The 17,727-nt window shown below is 69.7% G+C and carries 12 protein-coding genes; 3 read left to right on the top strand and 9 right to left on the bottom strand.

Annotation, left to right across the window (positions count from 1 at the left end; all coding sequences use genetic code 11):
* Positions 1-259 precede the first annotated feature (259 nt).
* The 8 genes from JR065_RS10185 to JR065_RS10150 form a co-directional block, all read right to left on the bottom strand.
* Positions 260-1,609 (bottom strand): substrate-binding domain-containing protein, encoded by a 1,350-nt coding sequence (locus JR065_RS10185; protein ID WP_206233999.1) that lies wholly within the window; start codon positions 1,607-1,609, stop codon positions 260-262.
* Positions 1,610-1,982: 373 nt separating this feature from the next.
* Positions 1,983-2,861 carry a methylglyoxal synthase gene (locus tag JR065_RS10180; protein WP_206233997.1) on the bottom strand — a complete coding sequence of 293 codons (879 nt, stop codon included), beginning with the start codon at positions 2,859-2,861 and terminating at the stop codon, positions 1,983-1,985.
* A 163-nt stretch (positions 2,862-3,024) separates the two neighbouring features.
* Positions 3,025-4,077 carry a glycoside hydrolase family 5 protein gene (locus JR065_RS10175; RefSeq protein ID WP_206233996.1) on the bottom strand — a complete coding sequence of 351 codons (1,053 nt, stop codon included), beginning with the start codon at positions 4,075-4,077 and terminating at the stop codon, positions 3,025-3,027.
* Positions 4,078-4,298: 221 nt separating this feature from the next.
* Positions 4,299-5,342 carry a glycoside hydrolase family 5 protein gene (locus tag JR065_RS10170; RefSeq protein ID WP_206233995.1) on the bottom strand — a complete coding sequence of 348 codons (1,044 nt, stop codon included), beginning with the start codon at positions 5,340-5,342 and terminating at the stop codon, positions 4,299-4,301.
* A gap of 482 nt (positions 5,343-5,824) precedes the next feature.
* Positions 5,825-6,883 (bottom strand): glycoside hydrolase family 5 protein, encoded by a 1,059-nt coding sequence (locus tag JR065_RS10165; RefSeq protein WP_206233994.1) that lies wholly within the window; start codon positions 6,881-6,883, stop codon positions 5,825-5,827.
* Positions 6,884-7,589: 706 nt separating this feature from the next.
* The gene (locus tag JR065_RS10160) at positions 7,590-9,080 is read right to left on the bottom strand and encodes an FAD-dependent oxidoreductase (RefSeq protein ID WP_206233993.1); all 1,491 of its coding nucleotides are present in this window, start codon (positions 9,078-9,080) and stop codon (positions 7,590-7,592) included.
* A gap of 126 nt (positions 9,081-9,206) precedes the next feature.
* The gene (gene gltB, locus JR065_RS10155; RefSeq protein WP_206233991.1) at positions 9,207-13,664 is read right to left on the bottom strand and encodes a glutamate synthase large subunit; all 4,458 of its coding nucleotides are present in this window, start codon (positions 13,662-13,664) and stop codon (positions 9,207-9,209) included.
* A gap of 195 nt (positions 13,665-13,859) precedes the next feature.
* Complete coding sequence (locus tag JR065_RS10150; protein WP_206233990.1) at positions 13,860-14,255, bottom strand: I78 family peptidase inhibitor; 396 nt, start codon at positions 14,253-14,255, stop codon at positions 13,860-13,862.
* Positions 14,256-14,410: 155 nt separating this feature from the next.
* Between JR065_RS10150 and JR065_RS10145 the strand changes: the two genes are divergently transcribed.
* Complete coding sequence (locus tag JR065_RS10145; RefSeq protein WP_206233989.1) at positions 14,411-15,637, top strand: DNA topoisomerase IB; 1,227 nt, start codon at positions 14,411-14,413, stop codon at positions 15,635-15,637.
* A 237-nt stretch (positions 15,638-15,874) separates the two neighbouring features.
* Here the strand turns inward: JR065_RS10145 and JR065_RS10140 are convergent, their stop codons facing one another.
* Positions 15,875-16,219: a hypothetical protein gene (locus JR065_RS10140; protein ID WP_206233988.1), complete on the bottom strand. Its 345-nt coding sequence runs from the start codon at positions 16,217-16,219 to the stop codon at positions 15,875-15,877.
* 140 nt (positions 16,220-16,359) lie between these two features.
* On the opposite strand from JR065_RS10140, the gene JR065_RS10135 reads away from it, so the two are divergent.
* Positions 16,360-16,593: a hypothetical protein gene (locus JR065_RS10135; protein ID WP_206233987.1), complete on the top strand. Its 234-nt coding sequence runs from the start codon at positions 16,360-16,362 to the stop codon at positions 16,591-16,593.
* Positions 16,559-17,701 carry an SDR family oxidoreductase gene (locus JR065_RS10130; protein ID WP_429001853.1) on the top strand — a complete coding sequence of 381 codons (1,143 nt, stop codon included), beginning with the start codon at positions 16,559-16,561 and terminating at the stop codon, positions 17,699-17,701. Before JR065_RS10135 ends, JR065_RS10130 begins: the two co-directional genes overlap by 35 nt.
* Positions 17,702-17,727: the final 26 nt, after the last annotated feature.

Raw genomic sequence — 17,727 nt, 5'->3', positions numbered from 1 at the left:
CTCAACTGCGCGCGCACCTGCGACTCCGTCAACGGCGAGGACGCCGCCGCACCCGCCGATACCGTCGGCGCCGGCGATTGCTGCGCAAACGCCACGCCTGCCCACAGCGGCAACGACAGCAACACTGCATACCGCGGGCGAGCCAATGTCTTCGAATCGATCATGGGGTTGCTCCTGCACCGTGAAGAAACCCCATCCTCCCCGCGGGCGGTTGTGCGGGAGGTGAATATGCGCCGGCGCCGTTCAGCTCCGGGATCGGTCAGCGATCGGCGGCCAGCAGCCACAGTTCGACGCGTTCGTTGCGCGACTTGGCCGCATCGCCATCGCCCAGGACCAACGCCCTGGTCGCGCCCAGGCCGCGCGAGCGCTTCACCAGGATGCCGCGCTGCGCCAGGTACGCGGCCACCACGTCGGCGCGGTCGTTGCTGGCGATGGTCGGATAGAGCCGGTTGGCCGGGTCGGGATTGGCGAAGCCGACCACTGCCAGGGCACGGCCACGCATCGCCGGTTGCTGCATGTACGCCACGATGCGGTCGAGATCCTGCGCCGAACGTCCCTCGAACATCGTGCTCAGCGATTTCAGGTTGAAGCGCAGCGTCGACGACAGGCGCTGCGCGCCGGCGGTCGCCTGCGCATAGGTGGCATCCTGCGAACCGCTGCGCGCAAGCACGGCATCCGTCGACAGATTCATCGCGACCGGGCCCACGCGCCGCACCACCTGCTGCGCCTGCGGGCCGAGCGCGTACAGCGCCAGGCTGCGCCCAAGCGCCGACATCATCTGGCCGCCGTACAGGCTGTAGCGCTGGACCAGCGGATAGTCCTCGCCGCGGATGCTCGCAAGGTCGGGCGCCACGGCGATGCCGCCGCCTTCGGCCACGGCCAGGGCACGCGTGCCGGCCGGAACCGGGGTGGTCAGGCCGACCACCGCCAGCGCCGCCGGCCGCCCGACCACCGCCTGTGCCGCCTGGCTCAGCGCGGCATGCACGGTCTGCGCGGGCGCCGCGGCCTTGGCGGGCAGTTCCAGGCGCTGGCGCAGGAAGTCGCCCAGCCCGCTGCGCTCGCCATTGCGATGCAGTTCGATCGGCAGGTCGGGCCCGCCCAACTGCGACCAGCGCTGGAGCTTGCCGGTCAGGATGTCGCGCAGCTGCGCCACGCTCACCGAGGCCACCGGGTTGTCGGCCGCGACCAGCAGCTGCGCCCCATCCAGCGCCACGACGAAGGCCTGGTCCGGCGACGACAGGTCGCCCAGCTGCCAGGCCGCGTCGCGTTCGCGCGCGGTGGGCGGACGGGTCAGCATCGCCAGTTCGGCATCGCCGCCGATCAGGTCGGCCATGCCGCCGGCGGAGCCCTGGTTGCCGATCTCCACCACCAGCGGCGCGCCATCGCGCGTGGCCGCGATCTCGATCGTCGCCGCATCGACCGCGCGGCGGCGGATCTGCTGGTAGCCGATGCTGTGCAGCCAGGACTCCACCAGCGCCGGCATCAGCCGGCTGCCGAAGCTGTTGGAACCGTGGATGCGCAGGCGTTCGGCCTCCTGCGCCTGGACGTGGGACGACAGACACAGCAGCACACCGCCTGCCAGCAGCAGACGTACGATCGGACGCAACATGGACTAGATCCCCCTGGACCTGCGAAAGCGCGGCAGTGTTGGCGACGCGCGTGACACGGTGGTGACTGTGATGCAGTTCACCTATTCAGGCGGCGCGCGGAGGGCGGAATGCCTGCCGCCGAAGCTGTCGTCTCACGCCGCCGGCCGCGTCTGCCAATTGGCCGGCGGCGCCGCGAACGCGGCAATGCTGGTCTTCCGTGGGAGACGGCAGGAGCCCGGCCGCGGGCATCGGACCTGTCTACCGCGGAGACGTTGCCGCTGTACCGCCCGCGCGGCGGTTGCAGAATCCCTGGCCGGCACGTCTGCAGTTACTCTTGCGACGACGTCGGACCTCCGACGCCACGATGAGCGTGCGGCACCGCGCGACCAGCGCTCAGCCCGGCGCCGCCGCCCGCCGCGCCGCCGCCTGCGCCCAGCGCGCGGCGACGACCGGCGTGGTGATGCACACGGCGATGTCGGTCACCGTGGTTACCGCGCGTTCCAGCAATTGGATGTCGGCCTCGTGCTGGCGCGCCACGTGCGGGTCCTCGAAGAAGATCGCGCGTTGGCAGCGGCGTTCCAGCACGCGGTCGGCGATCTGCGCATCGCCGCCCATCGGGCCGCTCTGGTAGCGATGCACCCACGGCTGGTCCTGCGGCCAGCCGCGGCTCCATGCCATCTCGTTGAGGCGCTGGCCGGTGGTGCCGGTGGCCACGCGTTCGCCGAAGCGCGACAGCACCTCGAAGTGCTCGGCCGCGAAGGCCAGCATCTGCGGCTTCAGCGCATCGTGCGCGATCAGCGCCAGGGTCTGCCGTTCCAGCGCGTGCAGGTCGTCGGCGCCGGGGTCCGGCGCCAGGCCGGCATGGATGCGTTCCATCTCGATCCAGTCGCGCGCCGAGGCTACGGTGGAAATGAACGGCTTGCCGTGGATCACGCATTGCCGCTTGAGCGCGATCGCCTCGGGGAAGATCGACGACGGATCGACCGGATCGATGAAATAGATCGCGCCGTCCAGCCGCCGCTCGGCGCCTTCCAGGCCGACCACCTCGGCCACCAGTTTCATCAAGCCGCCTTCGCGCCCGAACGGATAGCGCTTCAGGCCGGCGTAGCCGGCGAGCACGCCGGCACGGAGCAGCGCTTCATGGGTGCGGCCGACCGCGTGCAGGCCGAGCCCGAGCTCGCGGACGCCGGCTTCGCTGGCGCGCAGCCAGCGGAACAGCGCGGCATCCCTGCCCTGGTGGTGCAGTCGGTTGGCGGCCAGGCCCAGGCGCATGCGTCGATCCGGTAGCGGGAAGGCGACAGTCTGCGCCGGATCGGCCATGTTGCTCAATCGGCGCGTAGCGCGCCGTTTTCCTGTCGGGGCGTCACCCCCTCCGAATCCCCAATCTCCCATCCCCAATCCCGCCCGGCGACGCACAGCCCCGCCGGGCCCCTCCTCACTGAGTGATCTGCTTCGCCCGCGCCGACAGCACCGTCATCTGCGGCTTGCCGGTGCCGTCCTTGCTCGGCTGCAGGTTGAACGGGTAGTCGGTCTTCCACCAGGCGCCGGCGGCCCACGCGGTCCAGCCCATCCACACGTCGGCGTTGTCCTGCACATGGCCGAGCATGTTGTCGAGCGCGGCCAGGCAGGTGGGGTCGCTGCTGCCGCCGAACTCGCCGAGGAAGCCGCGGTAGCCATTGGCGCGCAGCCACTGGGTGAAGCCTTGCAGCTTGTCCGCGCCGATCGTGGTGCTGACGCAGGCCGGACTGGTGCCGGAGTAGTCGGCGTCGAGGTACTGGTGCACTTCGAACACCAGGTTGCCGGCGGGGTCGTCGATGGACACCAGCGATTGCGCGTTGGGCACGCCGTACCAGCTGCTGTTCCAGCTGTGCGCGCCGGTGAACGCGGTGCCCGGCACCATGATCAGGTTGTAGGCACCGGCCTCGCGGATCGCGTCGATCGCCAGCTGCGCGGCGCTGGCCCAGTCGCCGGAGGCGATGCCGTTGGGTTCGTTCATCAGCCCGAAGACGACCGTGTCGTCGTTGCCGAACTCGATGGCCAGGCGCCGCCACAGGTCGGCCAGCGCCGAGGCGGGCACGCCGTTGCCGATGCGCACGCCGTAGTACTTGGCGTAGTTGTGCACGTCCAGGATCAGTCGCAGGTTATGGCTTTTGGCGCGGTTCACCGCGGTACGCAGGTAGCCCAGCTGGGCGGCGTCCAGCTCGCCGTGGGCAGTGGGCTGCAGGCGTTCCCACAGGAACGGCAGGCGCACGATGTTCATGCCTTGCGCGGCGGCGTAGGCGTAGTCGCTGTCGGCCGCATACATGTAGTCCTTGAACAGCACGCCCGGCTTCTTCGCCGAGTTGAACTCCGCGCCAGCCAGATTGACGCCGGCGTAGCGCAGCGCCTGCTGTGCGATGGCGCCGGGGGCCATGGCGGCCAGCGCCAGGCACAGGGCGCCGCGCAGCAGCCAGCGGGACGGCGCGATGGATAACGAATTGCGTTGCATGGGGGTTGCCTCTTTCGTTGGGGAGTTGCGAGCGGGCGCCGCCGCGCCAGGCGTGGCGACGCTCATGCGTATCGTGCAACCGGCATGCCAGAGCGGCTGCCGTGTCCCCCGCGATCGAAATGTGATGCGCGTTGCGAGTGCGCGCCAGCAGACTGGCGCCGCCGCCATGATTGCGGCGGCAACTGTCGGTGGCGCCGCCGCATTGGCGCGCACGCGATGCTTCAGCGCGTGACGCGCTTGGCCCGGGACGCGAGGATCGGCATCTGCGGCTTATCGCGGCCGTCGGCGCCGGGCTGCACGTTGAAGGGGTAGTCGTGGCGCCACCACGCGCCGCCGGCCCAGTAGCTCCAGCCCAGCCATAGCGCACGGTTCTGCTCGATATAGGCGAGCATGCTGTCCAGCGCCTTCCTGCAGGTGGCGTTGTCGGCGGCGCCGAACTCGCCCAGGAAGCCGACGTGTCCGGTCTCGCGCAGCCATGCGGTGAAGCTGCGCAGGCGCTCGGCACCGATGCTGCCGCTGACGCAGACCGCGCTGGTGCCGCTGGAATCGCTGTCCAGGTATTGGTGCACCTCGATCGCCACGCGCTTGAGCGGGTCGTACAGCGAGGCCAGCGCCGAGGCGTTGGACTCGCCGGCCACCGTCGAGTACCAGCTATGCGCGCCGGTCCACAGCGCGCCCGGCACCAGGATCAGGTTGCGCGCGCCGGTGACGCGGATCGCGTCGACCGCGGCCTGCGCGGCGGCGGCCCACAGGCCCGGGGAAATGTTGTTCGGCTCGTTCATCAGGCCGAAGATCACCGCGTTGTCGTCGCCGAATTCGCGTGCCAGGCGCTGCCACAGATCGCTGAAGGTCTTGATCGGCACCGTCGCGCTGCCGATCTTCTTGCCGTAGTAGCTGGCGTAGTTGTGGATGTCCACGATCAGGTACATCCGCTTGGCCTTGGCCTGCTTAACCGCCGCCCTGATCAGCGCCAGTTGCGCCGGGTCGAGCTTGCCCTGCGGGCTGGGCTGCAGGCGTTCCCACAACACCGGCAGGCGCACGATGTTCATGCCCTTGCCGGCGAAATAATCGTAGTCCTGCGCGCGCGGATAGAAATAATCGACGTTGAGCACGCCGGGCTTCTTCGACGAGCTGATCTCCGCCCCGGACAGGTTGACGCCGGCGAACTTCAGCGCGCCTTGCGCATGCAGTGACGGCAGCACGGCGAGCAGCGACAGCAGCAGCGCCAGCCGCATCGCGCGCAGGCGCAGCGAGCAATGAATCATGATGAGCCTCCTACGGCATCAGCAAGCGAGCGCCGTCCAGCCCGCAGGGCGGGCCGGTCGAGCTGATGGCAACGTGTGTGCCCTTACCGTAGTCCATTCCCGGTTCGGCTACTACGGGTGGCGCATGCGCATGCGCCGATCTGTGCGGCGCGTGGCACGGCGAACGCGTACTGGATCTCGGCTGCCGTCATGCAGCGATCCGATTGCCGGCGATCCATCCGTGGGAGCGACTTCAAGGCATCTCCCAAAACCTCGATTCCGATTTCCAGAATTGCACGCTTTGCGTATCGGCGGCATGCGAGCGCTTCGGTCGAGTCGTTGGGGTAGCGCTGCCCTTGGATCGCGACAGGCTCTCCCGATGGACCTGGGCGACTGCGGAGCTGTGGCCCGCCCGCGCGGCGTGCGTGGCACGCGTCGCGCGGTCATGCCTGCGAGCACATGCATGGGCAGCGGGTGCCAGGCATGCGCCCGGCACCCTCGGCTCACCTTCCGGTGATCTTGCGCGCGTGCCTGGACAGGATCGACATCTGCGGCTTGTCGCTGCCGTCCTTGTTCGGATGCACGTTGAACGGATAGTTGTTGTTCCACCATGAGCCGGCCGCCCACCAGGTCCAGCCGATGATCACGTCGTTGTTCTTCTCGATGTAGCTGAGCATGCCTTCCAGCGCCTGGTTGCAGGTGGGGTTGTCGCCGGTGGCGAACTCGCCGATGAAGCCGACCTTCTTGTTCTCGCGCAGCCAGCTGACGAAGCCGGCCAGCTTCTCGGCGCCGGCGGTAGCGCTGACGCACTCGCCCTTGCTGCCGCTGCTGTCGCCGTCCAGGTACTGGTGCGCTTCGAACGCCATGCGGTTGCCCGGATCCTTGAGCGGCTGCAGCGCCACCGCGTTGGACGTGCCGTAGGACGTGCTGCGCCAGCTGTGCGCGCCGCTGTAGGCGGTGCCGGGCACCAGCACCAGGTTGGTGGCGCCGGCCTTGCGGATGGCGTCGATCGCTGCCTGCGCGGCCTGCGCCCAGTCGGTGGCGGAAATGGCATTGGGCTCGTTCATCAGCCCGAAGATCACCGTGTCGTCGTTCTTGAACTCGGTCGCCAGGCGCCGCCACAGGTCGGCGAATACGTCGGCCGTCGCGCCGCCGTTGCCGATCCGCTCGCCGTTGTACTTGGCGTAGTTGTGCGGGTCCAGGATCAGGTGCATGCGGTTGGCCTTGGCCTGCGCCACCGCCTTCTTGATCTGCGCCAGCTGCGCCGGGTCGAACTCGCCCTTGGCGGTGGGCTGCAGGCGCTCCCACAGGAACGGCAGGCGCACGATGTTCATGCCCTTGCCGGCGAAATAGCTGTAGTCGGAGGCCGCCGGATAGGTGTAGTCCTTGTACGGCGTGCCGGGCTTCTTGCGGGAGTTGAATTCGGCACCGGACAGATTGACGCCGGCGTACTTGAGCACGCCTTTGCCGTCCTGGGCGGACGCGCTGAAAGCGGCGGCGAGCAGGAACACGGCGGGAGCGAGGCGACGCAGCCGTGACGACCAGAGAGAGGAAAGCGACATGAGGGAACTTCCTGGGGAGGGGAGGATGCCGTTTTGCCATCGGGGGAGGGACCGGCAGTACGAGGGTGCGCGGATCGCACGCCAGCGGCCAGCCTAGGCGCTGGCGCGTTAGCGCCTCATTCACTCCTGCGAAAAACGGCGTTGTGCTGGGGTGGCAGCGGTGAGTGAGGTTGCGGCGGCTGCGCGGCTCGGGGTAGTTGGCGCTGCATTGTAGGAGGGGCTTCAGCTCTGACAGACAACCGACACCGTGCGGTGCTGCTGGGTCCGTGTCGCGGCTGAAGCCGCTCCTACAGGAAACGCGGTGCCTGATCGGCGCACTTGTAGGAGGGCTTCAGCCCGGCAGATAGCTGAAATCGCATTGTTCCGACGCTGCTCGTCGCGACTGAAGTCGCTCCCACAGGGGAGGCTTCTGTGCCCGGTGAATGCATTTGTAGGAGGGATTTCAGTCCTGACAGATGGCCGAGCCGCATGGTTTCCGGCCCCGCTCGTCGCGGCTAAAGCCGCTCCTACAGGGACTGCGTTGCCTGATGAGTGCACCTGTGGGAGGGGCTTCAGCCCCGACGCGACCATGCTGGCGTTGTAGGGTGCCGCGGGTGCAGTGGCCAGGGCCATTGCCGCGGCATTGCCGTCGACATGTGCAAACCCCCCCTGCCCGGCCGCTCGCCGCCGGGCATGCAACGACTTGCTTGGATGCGGTCGATGTCGCTCAGGCCGCGGCCAGGGTGGTGACCGGCAGGCGGTTGCCGATCCACTCGGCGATGCTGGCGGCCGCGTCGCGGCCTTCGGCCACCGCGGTGACCACCAGGTCGGCGCCGCGTACCGCGTCGCCGCCGGCGAACAGCTTCGGGTTGGTGGTCTGGTAGGGCAGGCGTCCGCTGCCATCGGGATCGCTGCCGCCGGCCAGGATGCGGCCGTTGGCGGTGCCTTCCACGCCCTGCGCGGCGAGCCACTCGGGCACGCTCGGCGAGAAGCCGAAGGCGATGATCACCACGTCCGCCTCGAGCAGCGATTCGCTGCCCTCGATCGGCAGCGCGGCCTGGCGCCCGTGCGCGTCCGGCTCGCCGAGGCGGGTCTGCACCACGCGCACCCCGGCGAGCTTGCCCGACGCGTCGGCTTCCACCGCCAGCGGCTGGCGGTTGAACAGGAAGCGCACGCCTTCCTCGCGCGCGTTGGCCACTTCACGCGCCGAACCGGGCATGTTGGCCTCGTCGCGGCGGTAGGCGCAGGTGACCTTGGCCGCGCCCAGGCGGATCGCGCTGCGCACGCAGTCCATGCCGGTGTCGCCGCCGCCGAGCACCACCACGCGCTTGCCGGACAGGTCCGGCAGCGAGATCGTGTCTTCCCAGCCGGCGATCGGCCGGCCCCACGGATCGTTGCCGCTCACGATGCGGCTGTTCTGCACCAGGAACGGCAGCGCCGGCACCACGCCGGGCAGGTCCTGACCGGGCAGGCCGCCGTCGGTGTAGCGGTAGGCGCCGGTGCCCAAGAACACCGCGTCGTACTCGGCCAGCAACTGTTCGATGCCCAGGTCCTTGCCGATCTCCACGCCCAGGCGGAACTCCACGCCCATGCCTTCGAGCACCTCGCGGCGCTTGCCGATCACGCTCTTGTCGAGCTTGAAGCTGGGAATGCCGAACTGCAGCAGGCCGCCGATCTGTTCGTAGCGGTCGTAGACCACGGCGTGGATGCCGGCGCGCGCCAGGCGGTCGGCGCAGCTCAGCCCGGCCGGGCCGGCGCCGACCACCGCCACGCGCTTGCCGGTGGGTTCGACCTGGCTCAGGTCCGGGCGCCAGCCGTTGTTGAGCGCGGTGTCGACGATGTACTTCTCCACTGCGCCGATGGTGACCGCGCCGAACTCCTCCAGCGTGCAGCTGCCTTCGCACAGGCGGTCCTGCGGGCACACCCGGCCGCACACTTCCGGCAACGGGTTGGTGCTGTGGCACAGCGCGGCGGCTTCCTCGATGCGGTTCTCCTGCACCAGCTGCAGCCACTGCGGGATCGCGTTGTGCACCGGGCACTTCCAGCTGCAGTACGGATTGCCGCAGTCCAGGCAGCGCCCGGCCTGGTATTGCGCCTCGGGCTTGTCGAACTTGCCGTACAGCTCGTTCCAATCGCCGGACGTGCGCAGCTCCACCGGGATGCGCTGCGGCATCTGCCGGGGCAGGTCGAGGAACTGGAAGACTTGCTTGCGGCTCATAAAAAATTCCGTGGCGTATCCCTTCTCCCCCCGGGAGAAGGTGCCCCGAAGGGGCGGATGAGGGTACGGGGCGCACAGCGCCTTCAGGATCCCCCTCCCAAAAACAGGGAGAGGGAAATCCATCCATCAGGCGGCGCGCCGCAACGACTCGGTCAGCGACTCGATGCTCGCCGCCTTGGGTTTGACCAGCCAGAACTTGCCGACGTAGTCGCGGAACTCGTCGAGGATCTGCTGCGCCCAGATGCTGCCGGTCAGTTCGCGGTGGCGGCTGATCAGCTTGTGCAGGTGCTGGCGGTGGCTCTCGAAGCCTTCGGCGGAGATGCGGTGGATGTCGATCAGCTCGTGGTTGTAGCGGTCGACGAAGTCGCGGTCCACGTCGAGCACGTAGGCCAGCCCGCCGGTGAAGCCGGCGCCGAAGTTCAGCCCGACCTTGCCCAGCACCAGCACGATGCCGTCGGTCATGTATTCGCAGCAGTGGTCGCCGGCGCCTTCGATCACCGCCAGCGCGCCGGAGTTGCGCACGCCGAAGCGCTCGCCGGCGCGGCCGGCGGCATACAGCTCGCCGCCGGTGGCGCCGTACAGGCAGGTGTTGCCGATGATCGCGGTGTTGCGCGCCTCGAAGCGCGCGCCGCGCGGCGGACGCACCACCAGCCGCCCGCCGGCCATGCCCTTGCCGACGTAGTCGTTGGCCTCGCCCTCCAGCTCCAGCTGCAGGCCGCCGGCGTTGAACGCGCCGAAGCTCTGCCCGGCCGAGCCGCGGAAGCGCAGGTTCAGCGGCGCATCGTCCATGCCGTGGTTGCCGTGCACGCGGGCGATGGCGCCGGACAGGCGCGCGCCGATCGAGCGGTCGGTGTTGTGGATCAGGAAGCGGTGATCGCCGCCGGTCTTCTTGGCGATCGCCTCGGCGAGCAGGCCGTCCATCTGCGTGGCCAGGCTGTCCGGCGACTCGTACAGGCGCTGCGCCGCGCAATGGCTGCCGTCGTAGCGGACATCCTTGAGCAGCCGCGACAGGTCCACGCGCACGCCTTCGCGCGGCGACACCTCGAGTTGCTCGAGCAACTCGGTGCGGCCGACGATCTCGTCCAGCGAGCGCACGCCCAGGTACGACAGCCACTGCCGCACTTCCTCCGACAGCAGCCGGAAGAAGTTCTCCACGCGCTCGGGCAGGCCGGTGAAGTGGTTGGCGCGCAGGCGCTCGTCCTGCGTGGCCACGCCGGTGGCGCAGTTGTTGAGGTGGCAGATGCGCAGGTACTTGCAGCCCAGCACGATCATCGGGCCGGTGCCGAAGCCGAAGCTGTCCGCGCCCAGGATCGCGGCCTTGACCACGTCCAGGCCGGTCTTCAGGCCGCCGTCGGTCTGCAGGATGGTGCGGTCGCGCAGGTTGTTGGCGACCAGCGCCTGGTGCGACTCGGCCACGCCCAGCTCCCACGGCACGCCGGCATAGCGGATCGAGCTGAGCGGGCTGGCGCCGGTGCCGCCGTCGTGGCCGGACACGGTGATCAGGTCGGCGCCGGCCTTGACCACGCCGGCGGCGATGGTGCCCACGCCGGCATGGCTGACCAGCTTCACCGACACCAGCGCGGTCGGGTTGACCTGCTTGAGGTCGTAGATCAGCTGCGCCAGGTCCTCGATCGAGTAGATGTCGTGGTGCGGCGGCGGCGAGATCAGGCCGATGCCCGGCTTGGCGTAGCGCAGCCGCGCGATCAGCTCGTTGACCTTGTGCCCGGGCAGCTGGCCGCCTTCGCCGGGCTTGGCGCCCTGCGCGACCTTGATCTGCAGCACTTCGGCGTTGACCAGGTACTCGGGGGTGACGCCGAAGCGGCCGGAGGCCACCTGCTTGATCTTGGAGCGCTTGTCGGTGCCGTAGCGCGCCGGGTCTTCGCCGCCTTCGCCGGAATTGCTGCGCCCGCCGAGGCGGTTCATCGCGATCGCCAGCGCCTCGTGCGCCTCGGGCGACAGCGCGCCCAGGCTGATCGCGGCGGTGTCGAAGCGGCGCAGCAGGTCCGCTGCCGGGGCCACCTCGTCCAGCGGGGTCGGCGCGTCGGCGCGCCTGAGCTGCAGCAGGTCGCGCAGCGCCGACGGCGGCCGCGAATGCACGGCCTCGGCGTACACCGCCCAGTCGGCCTGCTCGCCGCTGCGCGTGGCGCGCTGCAGGGTCATGACCACGTCCGGGTTGTACATGTGGTACTCGCCGCCGTGCACGTACTTCAGCAGGCCGCCCACTTCCGGCTTGAGCAGGTCGTTCCAGGCGCGCGCGGACAGCTGCTGCGCCTCGGTGTCCAGCCGCGCCAGGTTCACCCCGCCGATGCGCGAGGCGGTGTCCGGGAAGCACAGCTGCACCACGTCCGGGTCCAGCCCGACGATCTCGAACAGCTGCGCGCCGCGGTAGCTGGCGATGGTGCAGATGCCCATCTTGGAGATGATCTTGGACAGGCCCTTGTAGATGCCCTTGCGGTACTTGCGCCCGATCTGCGCCTGTTCGCCGCCCTTCTTCAGCAGCAGGATGCCGCGCCGGCCCAGGTCGAACAGGGTCTGGTAGGCCAGGTACGGGTACACCGCGGTGGCGCCGAAGCCGAGCAGACAGGCCATGTGGTGCGGATCGCGCGCGGTGCCGGTCTCGATGATCAGGTTGACGTCGCAGCGCAGGCCCACGCGCGAGAGGTGGTGGTGCACCGCGCCGGTGGCCAGCAGCGCATGCGCCATCGGCCGCCCGGCGACCGGGTAGCGGTCGGTCAGCAGCAGCATCACCTTGCCGTCGCGGGCGGCCTGTTCGGCCTGCGCGCAGATGCGCTCCAGGCCGGCCTTGAGGCCTTCCTCGATGCTGTAGGACAGGTCGATCTGCGCGTTGCGGGTCTGGTACTGCTCCATCTTCAGCAACTGGCGCAGCTTGCGCTGGCTGAGCACCGGCGAGTTCAGGATGACGTGGTTCACCGTCTCCGGGCCGGCATGGAAGATGTTGGTCTCCTTGCCGAGCTGGGTGGTCAGCGACATGACGCAGTCTTCGCGCAGCGGGTCGATCGGCGGGTTGGTGACCTGCGCGAACGCCTGGCGGAAATAGTCGTACAGCGGCCGGGTCTGCCGGCTGAGCACCGCCATCGGCGTGTCGTCGCCCATCGAGCCGGTGGCTTCCTGCTCGGTCTCGGCCAGCGGCCGCAGCACCTGCTCCACTTCCTCGCTGGTGAGCTGGAACAGCTTGTGATAGCTGCGCAGGGTCTTCTCGTCGAACGGCTCCTCGACCAGCGACGGGTCGATCAGTTCGGTCTGCAGGTAGGTCACGCCCTGCTGCAGCCATTGCTTGTACGGGGCGCGGGCGCGGTTGATGCGGTCGATCGCGTCCGAATCGAGCAGGTCGCCGCGCTTGAGGTCGATCGCCATCATCTCGCCCGGGCCGAGCTTGCCCTTGCGGGTCACGCGTTCGGCCGGCAGCTCCCACACGCCGGCCTCGGAGGCGACCAGGAAATGCCTGTCGGAGGTCAGCATCCAGCGCGCCGGGCGCAGGCCGTTGCGGTCGAGCATGCACGCCGCGTAGCGGCCGTCGCAGGCGACGATGCCGGCCGGGCCGTCCCACGGCTCGGTGTTGAGCCCGTAGAACTCGTAGAACGCGGCCAGGTCGGCGTCCTTGAACTCCAGCGACTGGGTCGCCGGCGGCACCAGGATGCGCAGCGCCTGCAGCAGGTCCATGCCGCCGGCGACCAGCAGCTCGAGCATGTTGTCCAGGCTCTGCGAGTCGGAGCCGTGCATCGAGATCACCGGGTCGAACTCGGCGATGTCGAAGCGCGGGGTCTTCCACACCTTGCTGCGCGCCTGCGCCCAGTGCCGGTTGCCCTCGATGGTGTTGATCTCGCCGTTGTGCGCGAGCAGCCGGAACGGATGCGCCAGCGGCCAGCGCGGCAGCGTGTTGGTCGAGAAGCGCTGGTGGAACACGATGGCGCTGGAGGCCAGGTCGCTGCGCTGCAGGTCCGGGTAGAAAGTGCTGAGCTTGTCCGGCAGCACCATGCCCTTGTAGCTGATGCCGTTGGGCGAGAGCGTGGTGACGTAGAAGTCGGCGACGTCGCGCAGGCGCTGCTCGGCGCGGCGGCGCGCCAGGAACAGCGCCAGGGCGAAGGCGTCGTCGTTGTGCTCGGCGCCGGCGTCCGCGAACACCTGCTCGATGTGCGGCAGGGTGTCCTTGGCCAGTTGCCCGCACACCGAGTCGTCGGTGGGGGTGACGCGCCAGCCGCGCGGCTGCGCGCCGGCGCGGACCAGTTCCTCTTCCAGCACCTGGCGGCAGCGCGCGGCGGCGTCGGCATCGTCGCGCGGCATGAACACCTGCCCGGCGGCGAAACGCGCGCCCACGGCGATGCCGGCATCGCGCGCCAGCGCGCGCAAGAACGCATCGGGCTTGCGGATCAGCAGGCCGCAGCCGTCGCCGGTCAGGCCGTCGGCGGCGACGCCGCCGCGGTGGGTCATCCGCGACAGCGCGGCGATGGCGGTGTCGACCAGCGCCCGCGAAGGTTGGTCGTCGAGCTGGGCGACCATGCCGAAACCACAGGCATCGCGCTCGTCTTGGGGGTCGTAGAGCCCGTGGCGGTTGCGGGGGGCCATGTCTGCCTCTAAAAAGCGATCCGAAGGAACGCGGCGACACTCGCCCCCGCTCTGTCCTGGAGCGCATCTTGAGGTCACCGGAACATCGACTAAAGCACAGTTGGTGCGGTGCCGCAATACACGGTTGCAGCTGCAACTTTGGCCGTGCCCGGTGCGGCCGGCGATCCTGCCGCACCGGGCGTGTGGACGGGCGTTTTAGCCGCAGCGCACGCCGGTGATCAGGTTCTTGGCGTCGACCTCGATGTTCAGCCGCTCGCCGTTGAATTCCATCGTCACCATCTGGTTCGGGGTCAGCACCCGTACGCTCTTGGCGCCGGTGTCCACGCGCGCCTGTTCCACCAAGGTCTTTTCCGCGGCCTGGCCGACCAGGCCCTGCGCCTGCGACGCGTCGCAGGTGCCGACCGGCGGGGCCTCCGGCGCGCTGGCCGGATCGGGCTTGGCGGCCTGTTCGGCCGCCTGCTGCGCCTTGGCGGCGACCTGTTCCTGCTCGTCCGGCGGCGGCGCGTTGCATGCGGCCAGCGCCAGCGCCAGGCACGCCGCGCCGAGCAGGCCGGCATGCGCGGACAGACGAGAAGAAAGGAAAGTGCTCATCGGGGCTCCAGGCGTAAAGGGGAGAAGACATCCAGCATAAGCCGACAGCATCGGCGAAACCGCGTTCGCGGATCGTTAACCGCGCCGGCATTTGACGCGGCCTAGCCGCGGCGCTGCCGACAATCCCGCTTCCTCTCGCCGCACGCGGTTCTTCGATGACCAAGGCTTCCCGATCCACCGACGCCGCCGACGCCGCCCGCGTGCAGCAAGCCAGGCAGGCCGCCAGCAGCGCCGGGCTGGTCTATGTCAGCGACCAGCAGCCGGGCATCGTGCGGCGCCGCGCCGGCAAGGGATTCGCCTACCGGATGCCCGACGGCAGCCCGGTGCGCGATCCACAGACGCTGCAACGCATCCGCATGCTGGCAATCCCGCCGGCCTACACCGAGGTGTGGATCTGCACCAAGCCGCACGGCCACCTGCAGGCCACAGGACGCGACGCGCGGCGGCGCAAGCAGTACCGCTACCACCCGGATTGGGCGCAGGTGCGCGGCGACGGCAAGTTCGAGCGGATCATGGCCTTCGGCAAGGCGTTGCCGCGGCTGCGCGCGTGCCTGCGCCGCGACCTGGCGCTGCCGGGCTATCCGCGCGACAAGGTGCTGGCGATGGTGGTGGCGCTGATGGCCGAGACCCTGGTGCGGGTGGGCAATGCCGAGTACGCGCGCAGCAACCGCTCCTACGGCCTGACCACGCTGCGCAACCGGCACCTGGAATTTCTCAAGGGCGGCCGCGCGCGGCTGAAGTTCCGCGGCAAGGGCGGCCAGGAGCACGACATCGAGATCGACGACGCGCGGCTGGTCAAGCTGATCCGCGGCTGCCAGCAACTGCCGGGGCAGGCGCTGTTCCAGTACCTGGACGACGATGGCCAACTGCAGCCGGTGGACTCGGGCGAGGTCAACGATTACCTGCGCGGGGCGATGGGCGAGAGCTTCACCGCCAAGGACTTCCGCACCTGGGGCGGCACCCGCGCCGCGTTGCAGCGGCTGGCCAGGCTGCCGCTGCCCGAGCCCAGCAGCGAGCGCGCGCTGAAGCAGGCGCAGAACGAGGTGATCCGGCAGGTGGCCGAGGCGCTGGGCAACACCCCGGCGGTGTGCCGCAAGGCGTACATCGATCCGTGCGTGTTCGATGGCTGGCGCGGCGGCCAGTTGCACGGCCTGTGCGAGGGCGTGCGCGGCGAGCGGCAGTGGGACCTGGCGACGCTGAAGTACCTGGCGCGGGCGCGGCGCGGTGCGCGCAAGGCGGCCACGCCGGGCAAGCGCGCGGACGCCGCCAAGGCGACGAAGGTCGCCAGGGCCACCAAGGCCAGGAACGCCGTGGAAACCATCAAGGCCGCCAAGGACGCGGCGCGCGCGGCTGGGGTTACTGGCCGCGGACGGCGTCGCTAGCGCGGGTCGCAGCCACAGCGGCGGCGGTACGCGGCGGTGTGCGCCTGCGCGCCGCCTCACGCCATGACGCGGCGCCACCGGACGCGTGGCGCCGCCGCGCTGCCGCTGCCCGGCGATTGCCGCACAGCGGTCAGCCGATCAACTGGAGATCACATCCGCGACGCGTATGCCGCGGCCTGCGCGCGGTCGGCGGCAGAGCCGGCGCGGTCGGCCATCCGCTGCATAGGCCGCGGCCTGTCAGCCGCAATACAGCGTGGTGATGTTGTTGGTCGGGCCGATCTCGATGGTCAGGCGCTCGCCGCCGGCCTCTTCGGCGCCGCGGGTGGCGCTGTCCACGCCGCTGGCGGTGGCGCCGCTGCCGTCCACGGAACTGGGCACCACCTGCACTTCCAGGCTGTCGCTGTCCACGCGTGCGCGCTCGATGGTGGTCTGCGATGCCGCCAGCCCGACCGCGCCGCGGACCTTGTCGACATGGCACTGCCCGGAGATCACCCCGTCGATGGGCTGCACCTGGGCGATCTGGGTGGTGCTGCAGGCGGAGGCCGCGAGCGCGGCGACGAGCGGAAGCAACAAGCGGGTCATGGCGTATCTCCTTCAGGCGAATTCGCCGAGCGTGTCGCCGCGCATGTTTGCATCGGATGAAGAGACCGGCATGCGGCTTCACCCGCCCTGGCCGCGGCATTGGCCAGACTGTCGCTTCCCAGCCAAACCGGAGTCCAGCGATGGCCACCTGCGATGTCTGCGGCAACCAGTACGACAAGGCCTTCACCCTGACCCAGGGCGGGCGCAGCGGCACCTTCGATTCGTTCGAGTGCGCGATCCATGCGTTCGCGCCGCAATGCGACCACTGCGGCTGCCGCATCGTCGGCCACGGCGTGGAAGGCGGCGGACGCATGTTCTGCTGCGCGCACTGCGCCAGCCATGCCGGCGTCGAAGGCCTCGCCGACCGCGCCTGAGCCGTCGGCGCCTAACCGGGTCCACTCGGACCCGTTCCCTCCACGCGCCGCGCTTCCCCCTCGCCGTACGGAGTACCTGCCCATGGCCGCCAAGAAGAACCGCCCCGCCGCTAAGCCCGCGGCGCCCAAGCCCGCCGCCGCGAGCGCGGTGGAGAAGGTCGCGCAGAAGCAGCGCGCGCTGCAGCGCAAGACCGACGCCGACGAACCACACGCCAAGGCCAAGGCCAAGAAGGCGGCACCGACCCAGGCCGGCACGCGGCGGCAACCGCAACGCATGCCGTCGCAGCATCTGCGCAAACCCGGCGAGGAGAAGGAACTGCTGCTGCAGCCGCGTTTCGAGGCGCCGGACTACGTGGGCAGCGGCAAGCTGCGTGGCATGAGCGTGATCGTGACCGGCGCCGACTCGGGCATCGGCCGCGCGGTGGCGGTGCTGTTCGCGCGCGAGGGCGCCGACGTGGCGGTGCTGTACCTGAACGAGCACGACGACGCGCAGGTCACCCGCGAGCACGTGGAAAAGGAGGGCCGCCGCTGCCTGACCATCGCCGGCGACGTGAAGGACCCGAAGTTCTGCGAGGACGCGGTGGCGCAGGTGGTGCAGGCCTTCGGCGGGCTGGACGTGCTGGTCAACAACGCCGCGTTCCAGCTGCACTGCCACGCGCTGGAGGAACTGAGCGAGGAGCACCTGCAGGAAACCCTGCAGACCAACATCGGCGGCTACTTCCACATGGCGCGCGCGGCGCTGCCGTACATGAAGCAGGGCGCGGCGATCATCAACAGCGGCTCGGAGACCGGCCTGTTCGGCAGCAAGTCGCTGCTCGACTACTCGGCCACCAAGGGCGCGATCCACGCCTTCACCATGGCCCTGGCCAGCCAGCTGCAGCCGCGCGGCATCCGCGTCAACGCGGTCGCGCCGGGGCCGGTGTGGACGCCGCTGAACCCGGCCGACAAGTCCGCCGAGGACGTGGCCGAGTTCGGCAAGAACAGCGCGATGGGCCGCCCGGCGCAGCCGGAGGAACTGTCGCCGGCCTACGTGTTCCTGGCCTCGCCGATCACCGCCAGCTACATCAGCGGCGCGATCCTGCCGGTGATGGGCGGGCCGCAAGGCTAGCGCGCAAGCGCGACGCGGCCGCCGTC

Source organism: Xanthomonas sp., assembly GCF_017163755.1.
Lineage (GTDB): Bacteria > Pseudomonadota > Gammaproteobacteria > Xanthomonadales > Xanthomonadaceae > Xanthomonas_A.
The sequence above is the reverse complement of the archived record's forward strand: the minus strand, read 5'-3'. Positions and strand labels throughout refer to the sequence as shown.

What these genes read in the sequence shown, in the direction of transcription:
- JR065_RS10185 (WP_206233999.1), bottom strand. Translation starts at nt 1,609, where the DNA reads ATGTTGCGTCCGATCGTACGTCTGCTGCTGGCAGGCGGTGTGCTGCTG.
- JR065_RS10180 (WP_206233997.1), bottom strand. Translation starts at nt 2,861, where the DNA reads ATGCGCCTGGGCCTGGCCGCCAACCGACTGCACCACCAGGGCAGGGAT.
- JR065_RS10175 (WP_206233996.1), bottom strand. Translation starts at nt 4,077, where the DNA reads ATGCAACGCAATTCGTTATCCATCGCGCCGTCCCGCTGGCTGCTGCGC.
- JR065_RS10170 (WP_206233995.1), bottom strand. Translation starts at nt 5,342, where the DNA reads ATGATTCATTGCTCGCTGCGCCTGCGCGCGATGCGGCTGGCGCTGCTG.
- JR065_RS10165 (WP_206233994.1), bottom strand. Translation starts at nt 6,883, where the DNA reads ATGTCGCTTTCCTCTCTCTGGTCGTCACGGCTGCGTCGCCTCGCTCCC.
- JR065_RS10160 (WP_206233993.1), bottom strand. Translation starts at nt 9,080, where the DNA reads ATGAGCCGCAAGCAAGTCTTCCAGTTCCTCGACCTGCCCCGGCAGATG.
- gltB (WP_206233991.1), bottom strand. Translation starts at nt 13,664, where the DNA reads ATGGCCCCCCGCAACCGCCACGGGCTCTACGACCCCCAAGACGAGCGC.
- JR065_RS10150 (WP_206233990.1), bottom strand. Translation starts at nt 14,255, where the DNA reads ATGAGCACTTTCCTTTCTTCTCGTCTGTCCGCGCATGCCGGCCTGCTC.
- JR065_RS10145 (WP_206233989.1), top strand. Translation starts at nt 14,411, where the DNA reads ATGACCAAGGCTTCCCGATCCACCGACGCCGCCGACGCCGCCCGCGTG.
- JR065_RS10140 (WP_206233988.1), bottom strand. Translation starts at nt 16,219, where the DNA reads ATGACCCGCTTGTTGCTTCCGCTCGTCGCCGCGCTCGCGGCCTCCGCC.
- JR065_RS10135 (WP_206233987.1), top strand. Translation starts at nt 16,360, where the DNA reads ATGGCCACCTGCGATGTCTGCGGCAACCAGTACGACAAGGCCTTCACC.
- JR065_RS10130 (WP_429001853.1), top strand. Translation starts at nt 16,559, where the DNA reads ATGCCGGCGTCGAAGGCCTCGCCGACCGCGCCTGAGCCGTCGGCGCCT.